10 protein-coding genes are annotated in these 15,295 nt (G+C 66.1%); 4 read left to right on the forward strand and 6 right to left on the reverse strand.

The genetic code is table 11. From position 1 onward, the window contains the following. A partial coding sequence (locus MRY84_RS11340) for a LysR family transcriptional regulator (protein WP_291505835.1) occupies positions 1-837 on the reverse strand: 837 nt, incomplete at its 3' end. A 127-nt stretch (positions 838-964) separates the two neighbouring features. Between MRY84_RS11340 and bla the strand changes: the two genes are divergently transcribed. Then, complete coding sequence (bla, locus tag MRY84_RS11345) at positions 965-1,846, forward strand: class A beta-lactamase (protein WP_291505836.1); 882 nt, start codon at positions 965-967, stop codon at positions 1,844-1,846. Positions 1,847-2,007: 161 nt separating this feature from the next. On the opposite strand, the gene argA is transcribed toward bla, so the two are convergent. The 4 genes from argA to MRY84_RS11365 all read right to left on the reverse strand — a co-directional run bounded on the left by argA (position 2,008) and on the right by MRY84_RS11365 (position 7,989). Beyond that, positions 2,008-3,354, reverse strand: a complete 1,347-nt coding sequence (gene argA / locus MRY84_RS11350; protein ID WP_291505837.1) for an amino-acid N-acetyltransferase — start codon at positions 3,352-3,354, stop codon at positions 2,008-2,010. Positions 3,355-3,491: 137 nt separating this feature from the next. After that, on the reverse strand, positions 3,492-5,507 hold the full coding sequence (locus MRY84_RS11355) for an AAA family ATPase (protein WP_291505838.1): 2,016 nt from the start codon (positions 5,505-5,507) through the stop codon (positions 3,492-3,494). Continuing rightward, positions 5,504-5,755: a hypothetical protein gene (locus tag MRY84_RS11360; protein WP_291505839.1), complete on the reverse strand. Its 252-nt coding sequence runs from the start codon at positions 5,753-5,755 to the stop codon at positions 5,504-5,506. Before MRY84_RS11360 ends, MRY84_RS11355 begins: the two co-directional genes overlap by 4 nt. Positions 5,756-6,111: 356 nt before the next feature. Continuing rightward, positions 6,112-7,989 carry a serine hydrolase domain-containing protein gene (locus MRY84_RS11365; RefSeq protein ID WP_291505840.1) on the reverse strand — a complete coding sequence of 626 codons (1,878 nt, stop codon included), beginning with the start codon at positions 7,987-7,989 and terminating at the stop codon, positions 6,112-6,114. Between the two features lie 186 nt (positions 7,990-8,175). Between MRY84_RS11365 and hrpA the strand changes: the two genes are divergently transcribed. Further along, the gene (gene hrpA, locus MRY84_RS11370; RefSeq protein ID WP_291505841.1) at positions 8,176-12,246 is read left to right on the forward strand and encodes an ATP-dependent RNA helicase HrpA; all 4,071 of its coding nucleotides are present in this window, start codon (positions 8,176-8,178) and stop codon (positions 12,244-12,246) included. Between the two features lie 80 nt (positions 12,247-12,326). Next, entirely contained in the window at positions 12,327-12,980 is a 654-nt protein-coding gene (locus MRY84_RS11375) for a YkgJ family cysteine cluster protein (protein WP_291505842.1), read from the forward strand. A gap of 44 nt (positions 12,981-13,024) precedes the next feature. Here the strand turns inward: MRY84_RS11375 and MRY84_RS11380 are convergent, their stop codons facing one another. Further along, the gene (locus MRY84_RS11380) at positions 13,025-13,381 is read right to left on the reverse strand and encodes a hypothetical protein (protein WP_291505843.1); all 357 of its coding nucleotides are present in this window, start codon (positions 13,379-13,381) and stop codon (positions 13,025-13,027) included. Positions 13,382-13,605: 224 nt separating this feature from the next. Between MRY84_RS11380 and MRY84_RS11385 the strand changes: the two genes are divergently transcribed. After that, complete coding sequence (locus tag MRY84_RS11385; protein WP_291505844.1) at positions 13,606-15,291, forward strand: long-chain fatty acid--CoA ligase; 1,686 nt, start codon at positions 13,606-13,608, stop codon at positions 15,289-15,291. The last annotated feature ends 4 nt before the right edge of the window (positions 15,292-15,295 follow it).

Consider the following 15,295-nt stretch of genomic DNA (forward strand, 5'->3'; position numbering starts at 1 on the left):
CCAAGCGCTGAAGGCGGTCATGGCCGAGGTGGCGGGCCGCGATTGGAGGCGTGTGAGCCAGTAGGCCCCACGCCGCAGTTCCAGCGCGAAAGGTTGCACCAGCCGGCCTTGTTGCAGCTCGCGCGTGAACATGTTCACCGGTAGCAGAGCCATGCCCGCGCCTTGCGCAGCCGCCTCTGCCAGCGTGAGGGAGGAGTCGAACACCGCGCCGCGCACCACGGGGCAGGGGGCTCCCGCAGCGTCGAACCAGGCCGACCATTCGTCCGTGCGGTAGCTGCGCAGCAAGGGTTGTCGCGCCAGGTCGGCAGCGGTGCGCAACCCGTGGGCCAGTGCGGGAGCGCACATCACGGACATCGGTGCCTCCATGATGCGCTCGGCATGCGTGCCGTGCCAGGCACCGTCTCCAAAGCGGATCGCGAGATCCAGCCCTTCGCCAGCCATGTCCACGCGGTTGTTGTGCGTGAGCAGGCGCAGGTCCACAAACGGGCAGGCCTGCTGAAAGTGGCGCAGCCGCGGCAGCAGCCAGCCCACCGCAAAGGTGCCCACGGCGCCCACGGTCAGCACTTCGCGCGGGCGAGTGTCGCCCAGCTGCTCCAGCGCGCGCTGCAGGTTGCCGAACGACTCCGCCACCACCGGTAGCAACGCCTGGCCTTCATCCGTCAGCGCCAACCCGCGCGGCAGGCGGCGGAACAGCGGCTTGCCCAGGCGGTCTTCCAGCTTGCGGATGTGCTGGCTCACGGCGGTCTGCGTCACGTGCAACTCGTCGGCTGCGCGCGTCAAGTTCAGGTGACGGGCCGACGCTTCGAAAGCGCGCAGGGCGTTGAGCGGCAGGTGCATGGCGAGACTGAAGTTTTTCTTGGGTTTGGCGGCAATTATTGTCGATGGTGTCAGAGGCGCCGCACCGATATTGTTCGGGTCCTCCTTTACTCATCGCAGATTTTTTATGCAAAGACGACAGTTTTCCTTGGGGTTGATCACCGCTGCGGCGTTGCCGCTGTGGGGCTGTGCCAGCTCCAGCCGCGCCTTCGGCGAGGAGGCCGCGACGCGCCGGTGGACGGACACCCTGGCTGGCATTGAGCGCACCGCGCAGGGCCGGCTGGGCGTGGCCATGCTGGACACCGGTTCGGGCTTGGCGCTGGGCTGGCGCCAAGACGAGCGCTTTGCCATGGCCAGCACCTTCAAGGCAGTGCTGGCGGGCTGGATGATGGCGCTGGTGGACCAGGGCCGTGAGCGGTTGGACGCGCGGGTGCACTACGCCAAGGCCGACGTGGTGGCGCATTCGCCGGTCAGCGGTGCGCGCGCGGGAGATGGCGGCGGCCTGACAGTGGGTGAACTCTGCGCCGCCACCGTGAGCCTGAGCGACAACACCGCTGCCAATTTGCTGCTCGCGCGCCACGGTGGGCCGGCCGCATTCACAGCCTTCGTCCGGTCACTGGGCGACCAGGTCACGCGGCTGGACCGCACCGAGCCCGCGCTGAACGAAGCAGCCGTGGGCGACCCGCGCGATACCACCACGCCGCAGGCGATGCTGCAGACACTGCAAAAGCTGGTACTGGGCGATGCGCTCACACCCACCTCGCGCGCGTGGCTGCAGCGCTGGCTGGTGGAGACCAGCACCGGCGACAAGCGCCTGCGCGCCGGAGTTCCGGGCTGGAAGGTGGGCGACAAGACGGGAACGGCCAGCGACAGCGGAACGGCCAACGACATTGCCGTGCTGTGGCCGCCGGGCGGCGGTGCACCGGTGGTGGTGACGTGCTATCTCACGCGGTCCAAAGCCTCGCCCGAGCAGCGCGATGCGGCCATCGCGCAGGTGGCACGGGCGGTGGTCGCGGCGCGGCAGGGATGAGGGCGCGAAGCGCAAAGCGCTGAGAGCGGGGTGGAACCCATGGGTGAGGGTGAAGTTCCTTCGTCCGCCCCCAACCGTTCTGGCTGAGCTGTCGAAACCTTGCGCAGCGCCTCGACAGGCTCAGCGTGAACGGATCGGGGATGTTCCAGCGCCGCTTGGGGTCAAAGCTTTTTCACCAGCACCTGGCTGCGCCGGTCCCAGTTGTACTTGCGCTTGCGCGCATCGGGCAGCCAGTCCGGGTCCACAGGCTGGAAGCCACGCTTGATGAACCAGTGCATGGTGCGGGTGGTCAGCACGAAGATGCTGTCCAGCCCCAAGAGGCGTGCGCGCTGTTCGATGCGCTTGAGCAGCTTCTCGCCGTCGCCCGTGCCCTGGCTTTGCGGCGACACGGTCACGGCGGCCATTTCGGCCGTTTTCGCTTCAGGATAGGGGTAGAGCGCCGCGCAGCCGAAAATCACGCCGTCGTGCTCGATGATGGTGTAGGCGTCGATGTCGCGCTCGATCTCCGTCCGGTCGCGCTTGACCAGCGTGCCATCTTTTTCAAAAGGTTCGATCAGTTGCAGGATGCCGCCCACGTCGTCCACGGTGGCCTCACGCAGTTCCTCGAGCTTTTCGTCGATGACCATGGTGCCGATGCCGTCGTGCACATACACCTCCAGAAGCAGCGATCCATCCAGCGCAAACGGGATGATGTGGCTGCGCTCCACGCCGCCTTTGCAGGCCTTGACGCAATGCTGCAGGTAAAAGCCGGTGTCGGTGGGCTGCTGCGCGGTGGGCAGCTGGGCGAGCAGGGCCTGGGCGGTGGCCAGGGGCAGTTCGGTGTCGATGGGGTTGTCGTCGCTCTCGGGCTCCAGTGGGTTCATGCGGATGCCCGGCACCTCGGTCAGAAAGATGAGCTTGTCGGCGTGCAACTCGATGGCCACGCTGGTGGCCACTTCTTCCATGGCGAGGTTGAAAGCCTCGCCCGTCGGTGAGAAGCCAAAAGGCGACAGCAGAACCAGAGCTCCCATGTCCAGTGTGCGCTGGATGCCGCCCACGTCCACCTTGCGCACCAGGCCCGAGTGCTGGAAGTCCACCCCATCCACGATGCCCACCGGCCGCGCCGTGAGAAAGTTGCCCGAGATGACGCGCACCGTGGCGCCCGCCATGGGCGTGTTGGGCAGGCCCTGGCTGAAGGCGGCCTCGATTTCGTAGCGCAGCTGGCCGGCGGCCTCCTGCGCGCAGTCCAGCGCTACCGAGTCGGTGATGCGGATGCCGTGGGAGTACTTGGCCGCATGCCCTTTGGCCGCCAGCTGCTCGTTCACCTGGGGGCGAAAGCCGTGCACCAGCACGATCTTCACGCCCATGGCCTGGATCAGCGCCAGGTCCTGCGCAATGCTGTGCAGCTTGCCCGCTGCAATGGCTTCGCCCGTAAGCCCAATCACAAAGGTCTGGTTGCGGAACTTGTGGATGTAGGGCGCCACCGAGCGGAACCAGGGCACGAAGGTGAAATTGAAAACGGCGGACATGGCGGTGTGCAGAGTCCTCACTCAGGAAGGGTGGAAGAGGGCAGTGGGTCGTGGCAATGGAAAAAGGCGGCCCGAAGGCCGCCTGGCTCAGGCGCGCATCATAAGCATGCTGAGAATCGCCGTGGCGGCCCCAGGCGTCATTGTGTGGCACCACGGCGCTGAAATTGCGCCAGCCGTTCGGCAAACGGCTCGAGCACCAGGGTTTCATCCCCGCCCGGCACGGCCGGCCGAGTGGCCACCCGCAGGCCATGTGCGGCCAACAGCGCCTGCATTTCGTCCTGGGAGATGAGGCCGTGGTCCATCAGTGCAGCCACCAGTGCGTGTAGTGCCGCCGGCTGCCCCCGCAGGAGAGCCTGGGTGCGGCGGTACTGGGCCTGCAGCAACTCCTCGATGGCGGCGTTGCTGGGGCCTACGTCGGTGTTGATGTGGTTGTCCATCTCCACCGTGGCGTCGGTGCGGCTGATGCGTGCGTCAAACCCGTGGTGGCGCACGTAGCGCGCGGCTTCGGCGGTGACCTGCTTGTAGTCCTGCTCGGCACCGGTGGTGCAGGCCATCTCGCCAAACACCAGCTCTTCGGCCACGCGGCCGGCCAGGCCCACGCACATCATGTCCAGCGCGTTCTGGCGCGTGGTGACTTTCAGGCCCGCAAAGCTGTTGTAGCCGCCCTCGAAGGAGGCGATATTGATCTTCACCTCTTGCGGGGCCTGGCCGAACAGCATGCAGTAGGTCAGGGCGTGGCCCGCCTCATGCACGGCCAGCAGCGCGCGAAAGTCCGCATTGGCGCGCTGCTTGAGGCGGTTGAGCTCCAGCGTCACGGGCAGTTCGCAGGTCTGCAGTCTGCCTGCAGCATCGTGGCCTTGGACCACCAAGTGGCGCCGATCGGCCGCCAGCGCCATGCGAAAGCTCTGCGCGGTCGGCAGCGACTGCTCCAGCACCCAGAGCGCGGCCTTGACCAGGTTGGCGCTCAGGATGGCGTGCACCGACGAGAACAGCGGTCGCGTGCCCTGTGCTGGGAACACGGCGTTGGCATAGATTTCATCGAGCACGTCCTGCCCGATGGCAAAGCGCACGCCGCATTGCGCGGCCACGTCTTCCACATAGCGGGCGCACAGCTGGCGAATCAGCTGCTCGTAGGTGGCGCGGCTGAACGAGGGGTAGATGACATGCTCGTTGCCCAGCCGCGCAATCTGCTCGGGCTTGAAACGCTCGGCAAGCGCCTTCTTCACGTCGATGATGGAGAGCTTGCGCGTGAGGCGGTGGAAGATGTCTGCATCGGTGTCGCAGTCTTCCACGCGTTGCGCGGTCTCGTGGTACATCTCGTCGAGGTTGCCGCACACGAAGACCAGCAGACTGCTGTAGTCCGTCTCCCAGGCCTGGTGCGAGCGCTGGAACTGCAGGTACATGGCCAGCACCTTGGACGACGGCCACTGCATGATCTCGGCGAGGGGCTCGGTGAGCTTGAGCATGCGCTTGAGCTCCTGCGCGTCCCAGGCGTCAAGCTGGAAGCGGTAGGGCTTCTTGCCCGCGCGCTCGTTCTCATCGTCCTCTGCGCGCTCGGCTTCATAGTGGGCATCGGCCAGCTTGCGCTCGATGTTGGACAGCGCGCTCAGCGCGGGCGGCAAGCGCCCATCCGATAACAGCGTCCACACATCCTGGTAGCGTTCGACCTTGACCTCCTCGCCCTTGCGGTCCACTGTGCGAAAGCGCTGGAACTCGTCCAGCACCAGGATGCCCGGTGCGCCCTCGTGGATGCCCGAGTCGGCGAGCATGCCCGAGATGGACGAGCTGCGGTAGCTCGCGCCATGGCTGAAGCCGTCCATCTGCACTTCCACAAAGCGGTCGTAGAAGCCCAGCAGTTGTGCCAAGCGGCGCGTGAGCTGGGTCTTGCCCGTGCCGGTCAGGCCCCACAGGCAGACGATGACGGGGCGGCTGATGAGCTGGGGCAGCACGTACCACGCGCGCACCGCGTCGATCACGCGGTCGATCACGTCGTCAATGCCCACCAGCTCGGCCTTGAGCTGCGCGGCCGCGGCCGCCAGGGTGTGCTGGCGCTGGGCCAGCAGCTGATGATCCGCGCCAGGCGCGGCGGCATCAGGCTGCTGGTGATGATGATGGGTTGATAAATCCATGTTCTTGTTGTTCAGTTCGTTCATTCGCTCTCGAAGAAGCGGGAGGCCTGGGTGGCTTTACGCAGGGCCACCTTGTCAGCGCGGCGCTGCGCGCTCTGGCTGCGGATGTGCTTGCCTGCCGCGCTGGACAGGCTGCGCTGGGCCAGCGCGGTGGCCACAGGGTTGCGGGGGGCGCCCGAGGATTCGAGCTTCAGGACCAAGGGCTGCTTCATGCGGCGCAGCTTCTTGATTTCACCCTGGGCGTAAGCCCGGGACAGTTTTTGGGCACTCATACGTGCATGCATTCCACAAACAAAAAACCCCGGCAAAGTAGCCAGGGCTTGTGGAGCGCCGCACTGGGTGCGAAGGTGCGCTGGTCGGCCGTGGCGGGACTCGCGAATGCACAGTCCAGCCGGGGCGGTGGACTGTGGTCAGGCGGGAGCGAACAAGGGAACCGACATGGTGATGACCTCCAGAACAGTTTCAGCAGAGCGGGGGGCGATAGGGCCCATGGTGCGCGTGGTGCTGAAAAGGAAAGGCGCGATTGTGGCGAGGCGCGCCGTGGGTGGCAAGCACTGGCACCGCCGCGGCGGCGCATGTGTCGCGCAAAAGGAACAAAATCGTGGAGCGCCGGTACAGGCCGGGGGTATCAACCCAGCCGGCGGTACGCCCAGCCAGCTGCGTGCATCCACTCCTGCTGCTCGCGGGTGGTGACCACCAGCTCCACGAGATCGCGGCCCGCGTTCTGCGGCACCTGCACCGTCATGCCGGCCCGGTCCGGCGCCAGCGGCAGCAGGAACTGGCTGTCATCCCAGAACAGGTAGCCCGGCAGGTCTGGCAGTTCCTGCAAGGTGGCAGTGCCAGCCCCCATGGCCAGCGGTATGGAATCGGGCGCTTCATTGGCCACTTGCCAGGTGGTGGCGAGCCTCGCGGTCCAGGCGGGGGGGAGCGGGCCGGGGGCCGGGGGCATCTGTTGTCCCAGCGGGGTCGTGCTCCAGTAGTGCCCTGCGGCGGCGCGCTCGCGGGACAGCAGGTAGCGGCGGCCTTCGGACTGCTCCCAGCGGTAGTGAATCGCAGGCTGAGCATCTGACCACCACCAGCCGTCGCTGCGCAGCCGCAGCCCCTCGCTCAGCGGCTCCCAGCCTTGGGCCTTGGCGCTCCACACCCGCAGGTCGATCCGCTGGTTGTCGGGTGAGAGCGCTTTCAGGGGTTTGGTGGCGCGCCCGTAAATGCCCAGTACCGCCTGCACGGCCGTGGCGGATGTGGTGGCCAGGGCTGGCGCGGCCGTGGACACGGGCGGGGGCAAGGTGCGCAGCGTGCCCATCTCGTGCAATGCGCGCAGCAGAATACCTTCGGCAATGGGGCCAGGCATGAATTCGGCAGCACTGCCGGTGAGCAGCAGCGCCAGCCGCGCACGCGGCAGCACAAAAAAGTCGCTGGTGTAGAACATGGTGCTGCCGCTTTTCTGCCAAGCGACCACACCCGCGGCTTCGAGGCCCGGGTGTCGCACACTGTCCCACCCCAGACCTGGCTGCCAGTCCGGTGTGAGGACGTTGCGCAGGCCTGGGTGTTGCATGCTCCCCAGTTCGGCCAGACCTGCCTTCGAGACAATGCGCTGCCCTCCATGTTCGCCGCCCTGCAGGAGCAGGGCCGCGAGTTTCATCATGTCTCCCGGCGTGGTGCACAACCCGCCGGTGGCGTGGCCCATCACGAACTCCTGGCGTTGCTCGACACCGCCGATGGCACCACGCGCGAAGCTGCCGGAGGGCAATGGCTGCAATGTGTAGCTGGACCGCGCCATGCCCAGCGGATTGAAGATGGCCGTCTGCACGAAAGCGGGGTAGGCTTGCCCGGTGACCGCTGCCACGATCCGCTCCACCAGCGTGAAGCCATCATTGCAGTAGACCGCCATGGTCCCCGGGGCATGCTTGAGATGCAGGTCGGCCAGCGTCGCCTCCAGTTCGGCGGCGTAGCCGGGCAGGGGCGCAAAGGCGAACAGGTGGTGGAGATGGGTCCCCGGCAGGCCGGAGGCATGGGTCAGCAGGTGCCGCACCGTGATGTCGCGGTAGCCGGGAGACAACATCTTGAACTGCGGCAGATAGCCCACCACAGGGGCATCTAGCTCCAGCTGCCGGCGGTCCACCAGAATCATCACTGCCAAAGCTGCAAGGACCTTGCTCACCGAACCGACGTTGAACCGCGTCTCAGGGGTCGCCAGCGTGTGGGGCACCGAGCCCGCAATGCCAAATGCCTCCTGCCAGACGAGGCGGTCTTCGTGCAGCAGCGCCACGGACGCCGCGCGAGCCTTGCCGCCTTGGGCCGCGGTGGCTTCGCGAATCGCGTTGCGGCCCCATGCGATGGTGGCGGGCAGGTAGGGCTCCGGGCTGCTGCCGCCGCCGCACCCTGGCAGCAGCGGCGCCACCGCGGCCGCACCCGCCAACGCGAGAACGCCTCGGCGCGAAGTGGGCAGTGGATGGGAGTCGCTTTGAGATGGCTGGCGGGAGCGGGCCCGGGACTGCGGAAGCATCGGCGAGTTCAGGAGTTCTTTGTTTTGCGGGCCGCAGTGGCGCACGCCGGTGCGCATTACATACTGAAATCTTGCGTAACCGTATGAATTTTGGGCGCAAGCAGCACAGCGGACCACCGCCCCCGGGCATGGAGGATGCCCCGTGTTGCACGCCCCCAACGCCGCGCTCGGATAATGCGGCCCTTCATGACCGAATCTGCGCCTTCCCAGACCCCCGCCGCCACACGCGCTGCAGCACACCCCGCCGCGCTAGCCCCCTTGCACATCGAGTTTCCCGAATCGCTGCCCGTTTCCGGCAAGCGCCAGGAGATCATGGCGGCCATCGGAAAGCACCAGGTCGTCATCGTGTGCGGGGAAACGGGCTCGGGCAAGACTACGCAGTTGCCCAAGATCGCGCTGGCGCTGGGCCGGGGAAAATGCAACGCCAAGCCAGGCCAGAAGGGGCAGTTGATCGGCCATACCCAGCCGCGCCGCATCGCGGCGAGCAGCGTGGCCAAACGCATTGCCGAAGAACTGAAAACGCCCCTGGGCGATGTGGTGGGTTTCAAGGTGCGGTTCCAGGACCGGCTCAGCCGCGATGCCTCCGTCAAGCTCATGACAGACGGCATCTTGCTGGCCGAGACGCAGACCGATCCGCTGCTCAAGGCCTACGACACCATCATCATCGATGAGGCGCACGAGCGAAGCCTCAACATCGACTTTCTGCTGGGCTACATCCGCCAGATCCTGCCGCGCCGCCCGGACCTCAAGGTCATCGTCACGTCCGCCACCATTGATGCGGACCGGTTTGCCAAGCACTTTGAATCAGCCAAAGGTCCAGCGCCCATCATCTACGTGTCGGGCCGCACCTTTCCGGTGGAGCAGCGCTACCGCCCGTTCGAAGAAAGCCGCGACTACGGCCTGAATGAGGCCATTGCCGACGGTGTGGACGAGTTGTGGGCGGGTAATGCCGGCGGGGACATCCTGGTGTTCCTCCCCGGCGAACGCGAGATCCGCGAGGCCGCTGACCACCTGCGCAAGCACCTGTCGCACCAGCCGGTGATGCGCAACGCCGAGGTGCTGCCGCTGTTTGCGCGACTGTCACAGGCCGAGCAGGACCGCATCTTCGACGGCCACACCGGTCGCCGCATCGTGCTGGCCACCAATGTGGCCGAAACCTCGCTCACCGTGCCGGGCATCCGGTACGTCATTGACGCAGGAACAGCGCGCGTGAAGCGCTATTCATTTCGTAGCAAAGTGGAGCAGCTGCTGGTCGAGCCCATCAGCCAGGCCGCCGCCAACCAGCGCGCGGGCCGCTGTGGCCGCGTGGCCAACGGCATCTGCATCCGCCTGTACGACGAGGCGGACTTCAGCAGCCGCCCGCGGTTTACCGATCCGGAAATCCTGCGTTCATCGCTCGCTGGCGTCATCCTGCGCATGAAGTCGCTGCACCTGGGCGACGTGGCACAGTTTCCGTTCATTGAGGCGCCCTCGGGCCGCGCAATCGCCGACGGCTACCAGTTGCTGTCCGAACTGGGTGCGGTGGATGACGCCAACGAACTCACGCCCATGGGCGTGGAGCTGTCGCGCCTGCCGCTGGACCCTCGTGTGGGCCGCATGATCATCGAGGCGCGCGAGCGCAAGGCGCTGGACGAGGTGCTCATCATTGCCAGCGCCCTGAGCGTGCAAGATGTGCGCGACCGCCCGCTGGAGGCGCAGCAGCAAGCCGACCAGGCCCACGCGAAGTTCGACGACGACAAGAGCGAGTTCAGCGGCTACCTCAAGCTGTGGAAATGGATCAACGAGGCGCGGGGCGGGGCGCCCAGCCTGCCGTCGGCCCGTGCGCAGCGCGCCATGGCGGCGCAAAAGGCGCCTTCGCAGGCCTACCTGCCGGTGGAGCGGCGCGGTGCTGCGCCGGCCCCCTCGCCAGCGGCGCCAGCGGTACCTGCCGCACCCGCAGCCACCCACAAGCTCAGCAACCGGCAGTACGAGCAGTTGCTGCGCCAGAACTTCATCAGCATCCGGCGCCTGCGCGAGTGGCGCGACATCCACACGCAGCTGCTGACGGTGGTGACAGAGCACAAGTGGCCCATCAACACGCAGCCCGCCAGCTACGAGCAGCTGCACCTGTCCATGCTGGCCGGCCTGCTGGGCAACGTAGGCGCCAGGAGCGACGAGGAAGACTGGTACCTGGGCGCGCGCGGCATCAAGTTCTACAAGCATCCCGGCGCGCACCTCAACAAGAAGCCAGGCCGCTGGATCATCGCCGCCGAGCTGGTCGAGACCACGCGCCTGTTCGGGCGGGGCATTGCCGCCATCGAGCCGCAATGGCTGGAACAGATCGGCGGGCACTTGCTGAAGAAGCAGCTGCTCGATCCCCATTGGGAGAAAAAGTCCGCCGAGGTGGTGGCGCTGGAGCGCGCCACGCTGTACGGCATCGTGGTCTACAACAACCGCCGCGTGAACTTCGGCAAGGTCGACCCGCATGCCGCTCGCGAGATCTTCATCCGCGAAGGACTCGTGGGCGGCAATTGGGAAACGAAGCTGCCTTTCCTGGCCGCCAACCAGAAGCTGATCGCCAAGGTGGAAGAGCTGGAACACAAGTCGCGCCGCCAGGACGTGCTGGTGGACGATGAGCTCATCTACGCCTTCTATGACCAGCAACTGCCGCCAGAGGTGTGCAGCGGCCACAGTTTTGAAGCGTGGTACCGCGAAGAGGTCAAAAAGCAGCCTGAGTTGCTCAAGCTCACCCGCGAAGAGCTGATGCGCCACGAGGCCGCGGGCATCACCACCAACGCCTTCCCGCGCACGGTGCGCCTGGGCGGGGTGGACTGCGCCGCCAGCTACCTGCACGAGCCCGGCGACGCGCGCGATGGCATCACCGTGACGGTCCCGCTCTTCGTGCTGAACCAGGTCAGCGAAGAGCGCTGCGAATGGCTGGTGCCCGGCATGCTCAAGGACAAGATCCAGGCGCTGCTCAAGAGCCTGCCCCAGCGCCCACGCAGCCGCTTCGTGCCGCTGCCCGAATCGGCCACGCGCCTGGCCGCGCTGTTCAATGCGCCCGAGCGTTTTGGCACCGGCAGCCTGACAGACGCGCTGCTCAAGCAGGTGCGCGACGAAACCTCGCTGGATGTGAAACGGGCAGACTTCAAGCTGGACATGCTCAGCCCGCACCTGTTCATGAACTTCCGCGTGGTGGACGAGCACGGCCGCCAGCTGGGGCAGGGCCGCAATCTGGGTGCCTTGAAGGCTGAATGGGGCGCGAAGGCGCGCGGAGCGTTTCAGGCGCTGGCGGGGCTCAAGCTCGGGGAGCAAGGCGGAAAATCAGAGCAAAAAGTGGCTCCAGCGCCCGATAATAAAGCGCAAGAAGCTACTAAAAAGATAGCAAAAACGGCGCCTGCACCTGCGATTTCCCATGCGACACCTGCCGGCCAGCGCTACACCGCCTGGACGTTCGGTGAATTGCCAGAACTCATGGAGATCCGAAAGGGCGGCCAGACGCTGATCGGCTTTCCCGCGCTCATCGACGGCGGCGACGCTGTCACCATCGAAGTGTTCGACGAGCCCGAAGTGGCCGCGGCCAAGCACCGCGCCGGCCTGCGCCGCCTGTTTGCGCTGCAGATCAAGGACGCGCTGAAGTACCTTGAAAAGAACATCCCCGATCTGCAGAAGATGGCCGTGGCCTACATGCCCCTGGGCACGCAAGAGGAGTTGCGCACTCAGATCATCGACGTGGCGCTGGACCGCGCATTTCTCCTCGACCCGCTGCCCACCGACGAGGCTGATTTCAAGCGCCGGGTGGAAGAAGGGCGTGGGCGCCTCACGTTGATTGCCAACGAGGTCGCGCGCCTGGCCGGCACCATCCTCGCCGAGTACGCGGCGGCGGCCCGCAAGATCAAGGACACCAAGAACGCGCCCGATGCCACGGCCGACGCGCAGCAGCAGTTGCAGCGCCTCATGCCCAAGCACTTCATCGCGGCGGCCCCGTGGGCGCAGCTGGCGCACTTCCCGCGCTACCTCAAGGCCATCACCCTGCGTCTGGACAAGTACCGCGCCGACCCCGCCCGCGACGCCGCCAGGCTGGCAGAACTGCGCCCGCAGGAGCAGCGCTACTGGCGCCTGGTGGCCGAGCGCAAGGGGGCAGTGGACGCCCGCATGCAGGAGCTGCGCTGGCTGCTGGAGGAGCTGCGCGTGAGTTTTTTTGCGCAGGAATTGCGCACCCCGCAGCCGGTGAGCGTGAAGCGGCTGGACAAGCTGTGGGCGCAGGTCAATAGCTGAAGGCCCGTGCAATCATGCGACGGAAGGACCACCGGCCAGGTGCGCTGCCCGGGAAGCCGCGCTGTGGATAAGGTCGGGCAATGACATCAACGATCAAGATCGATGCTGGAGATTTCGGTGCGTGGCTGCAGAGCCTGCTTGTTTCCTTCGAGACGGGGGCAGGCATGGACGTGCCCTGCGGCAGTTGCCGTGGCTGTTGCAGTGCCGGCAGGTTTGTTCACCTCCTGCCGACCGACAAACCCGCCCATGCTGAGATCCCCGCACAATTGCTCATGCATGCGCCTGGCATGCCCCGGGGACACGCGGTCATGGGCTATCTCGACTCGGGGCACTGCCCCATGCTGAAGGCTGGCAACTGCTCTGTCTACGTGAGCAGGCCTTCTACCTGCCGTACGTTTGACTGTCGGGTCCTGGCCGCTACGGGACTGTTCATCGACGGGCGCTGGAGCGAACGGATCAATGAGCGGGTGAAAGCCTGGGAGTTCAGCTTCTCATCTGAGCAAGCCCGGCAGCGTTTGCGTGCGATGAAGGACGCTGCCTGCTTCTTTCAGAAAAACGCTGCCGCCTTCCCGGGTGGCCGCGTCCCGACCGGCCCCGCTTCGGTGGCCGTGTTGGCCATCAAGGTTCATCCGGTATTTCTTGCGATAGAAGCTGACGCGAGTCCGCGTGAGATCGCTGAAGCCATCATTGCCGAGAGCCGCCGCGTCGAAGAGCGGGCCGGACAGGGTTTGTAGACGCTGTCGGTGCGGGGCGCTTCCGACCGTGGTGGGCTGCGTACCTACCCCATGCGCCAGATCTTGATCGTCACATACATCGCATAGCCCAACGCCAGCACCAGCCATGCCACGAAGAAGAGGTTGGCCCAGTACTGCCCGGCGTGCTCTGCCAGCGTATATATCTGGCCCCTGCAGCCCTTGCCGACGCACGGAATCTCCCGCGTCACCAGTGCGCGCACGGCGGCGAAGGCGAAGTAGCCCGTGATCGCGGTCACCATCACGAAGCCGACGGGGCCGACGGGCGGTTTAGTGAACTGGTCGTTCTCATCGCGTGGACCCTGACGCAGCAGCTTCTGTCCATACCGGTACCAGAAGTAGCCGACCAGAAGCATGAGGGCGTAGTACAGGGCGGTGAGCATGTGGGCGAGGTCGTGGTGTGGGGTGGGGAAGAGGCGAGCGGAAGAAGGGAAATTCGCCAAAGATGTTAGCCCACGGCCTGCCGTAACCACTTGTTGCCGGGGGATCATGATCGCTGTGCGAGTGCGCCGCAGGCGTCGCCTGCGCGACGCCACATCAGTGCCATCCCCAATGCCCTCAGGCACCATGCGAACTAGGCTGTGTTGTTCACAAGGATTCCTGCCCCATGCGCCCTCACTACAAGTTCTGGCCCCGCCGCCTGCCCAAGTCCATCACGCTGCCGTCCACCTCGCTGTGGGACAACCTGTCCATCAGCGCGCGCCGCTACCCGGACAAAGCAGCGCTGGTGTTCTTTGGCCGCACGCTGAGCTACCGGCAGCTGATGGAGGGCGCAGAGCGCGTGGCCGCGCGGCTGGCCCGCCTGGGCGTGCAGCGTGGTGACCGTGTGGTGCTGTGCATGCAGAACTGCCCGCAGCTCGTGATGGCGCACTTCGCCATCCTGCGCGCCAACGCGGTGGTGGTGCCGGTCAACCCCATGAACCGGGCCGAGGAGCTCAAGCACTACATCACCGATCCCGACACCAAGGTCGCCATCACCACCGGCGACCTGGCCCCCGAATTGGCCAAGGCCAGCAATGCGCTGCCTCCTGGCGAACGACTGGCACACCTGGTGGTCACGCAGTTTTCCGACGCGTTCGATGTGAACGTCACCGGGGCGGACGCCCCGCCCGAGGCGTGGATGGAGTGGCTCGGCACCCGGCACCCCTTGCCCGCGCTGGACAGTGGCCAGGTCCATGCCTGGACGGATGCGCTGGCTGAGTCCGAGGCGCCGCCCGAGTTGCAGGTGGGCCCGAACGATCTGGCGCTGCTGCCCTACACCAGCGGCACCACCGGCCTGCCAAAGGGCTGCATGCATTTACACAAGAGCCTGCTGCACAACGCCGCAGCGGGCGCGCTGTGGGGCACCGCCTCGGTCGACACCGTTACGCTGGCCGTGGTGCCCATGTTCCACATCACCGGCATGGTGAGCGTGATGCACACGGCCATCTACGCGGGCGCCACGCTGGTCATCATGCCCCGCTGGGACCGCGATCTGGCCGGGCGCCTCATCTCGCGCTATCAGGTCACGAGCTGGACCAACATCCCCACCATGGTCATCGACCTGCTGGGCAGCCCGAACTTTGCGAGCTACGACCTCTCCAGCCTGGTCTACATCGGTGGCGGCGGCGCGGCCATGCCGCAGGCGGTGGCACAGCGGCTGTTGGATCAGTACGGCCTGCGCTACTCCGAGGGCTATGGCCTCACCGAGACAGCTGCACCTTCGCATTCCAACCCGCCGGATCATCCCAAGCAGCAATGCCTGGGCATTCCGTTCATGAGCACCGACGCGCGCGTGGTGGACCCTGAAACCCTGCAGGAAGTGCCCGTGGGCGAACAGGGCGAGATCATCATCCACGGTCCCGAGGTGTTCGAGGGCTACTGGAAGCGGCCCGACGCGACGGCAGCGGCGTTCATCGAATTTGAGGGCAAGCGCTTCTTCCGCTCGGGCGACCTGGGCCGCATGGACGAGGACGGCTATTTCTTCCTCACCGACCGGCTCAAGCGCATGATCAACGCGAGCGGCTTCAAGGTCTGGCCGGCGGAGGTGGAGGCGCTGATGTTCCGCCACCCTGCGATCCAGGAGGCCTGCATCATCTCCGCCAAGGACAGCTACCGGGGCGAGACCGTGAAAGCAGTGGTGGTGTTGCGCGCCACGCACCGGGATACGACCGAGCAGCAGATCATCGACTGGTGCCGCGAGAACATGGCGGTGTACAAGGTACCGCGCATCGTGCAATTTGTGGCGGCGCTGCCCAAGAGCGGCAGCGGCAAGGTGATGTGGCGGGCGCTGCAGGAGCAGGAGGCTCAGTAAAGCC

The sequence above is a fragment of the Acidovorax sp. genome (genome assembly GCF_022763525.1).
GTDB lineage: Bacteria > Pseudomonadota > Gammaproteobacteria > Burkholderiales > Burkholderiaceae_C > Acidovorax.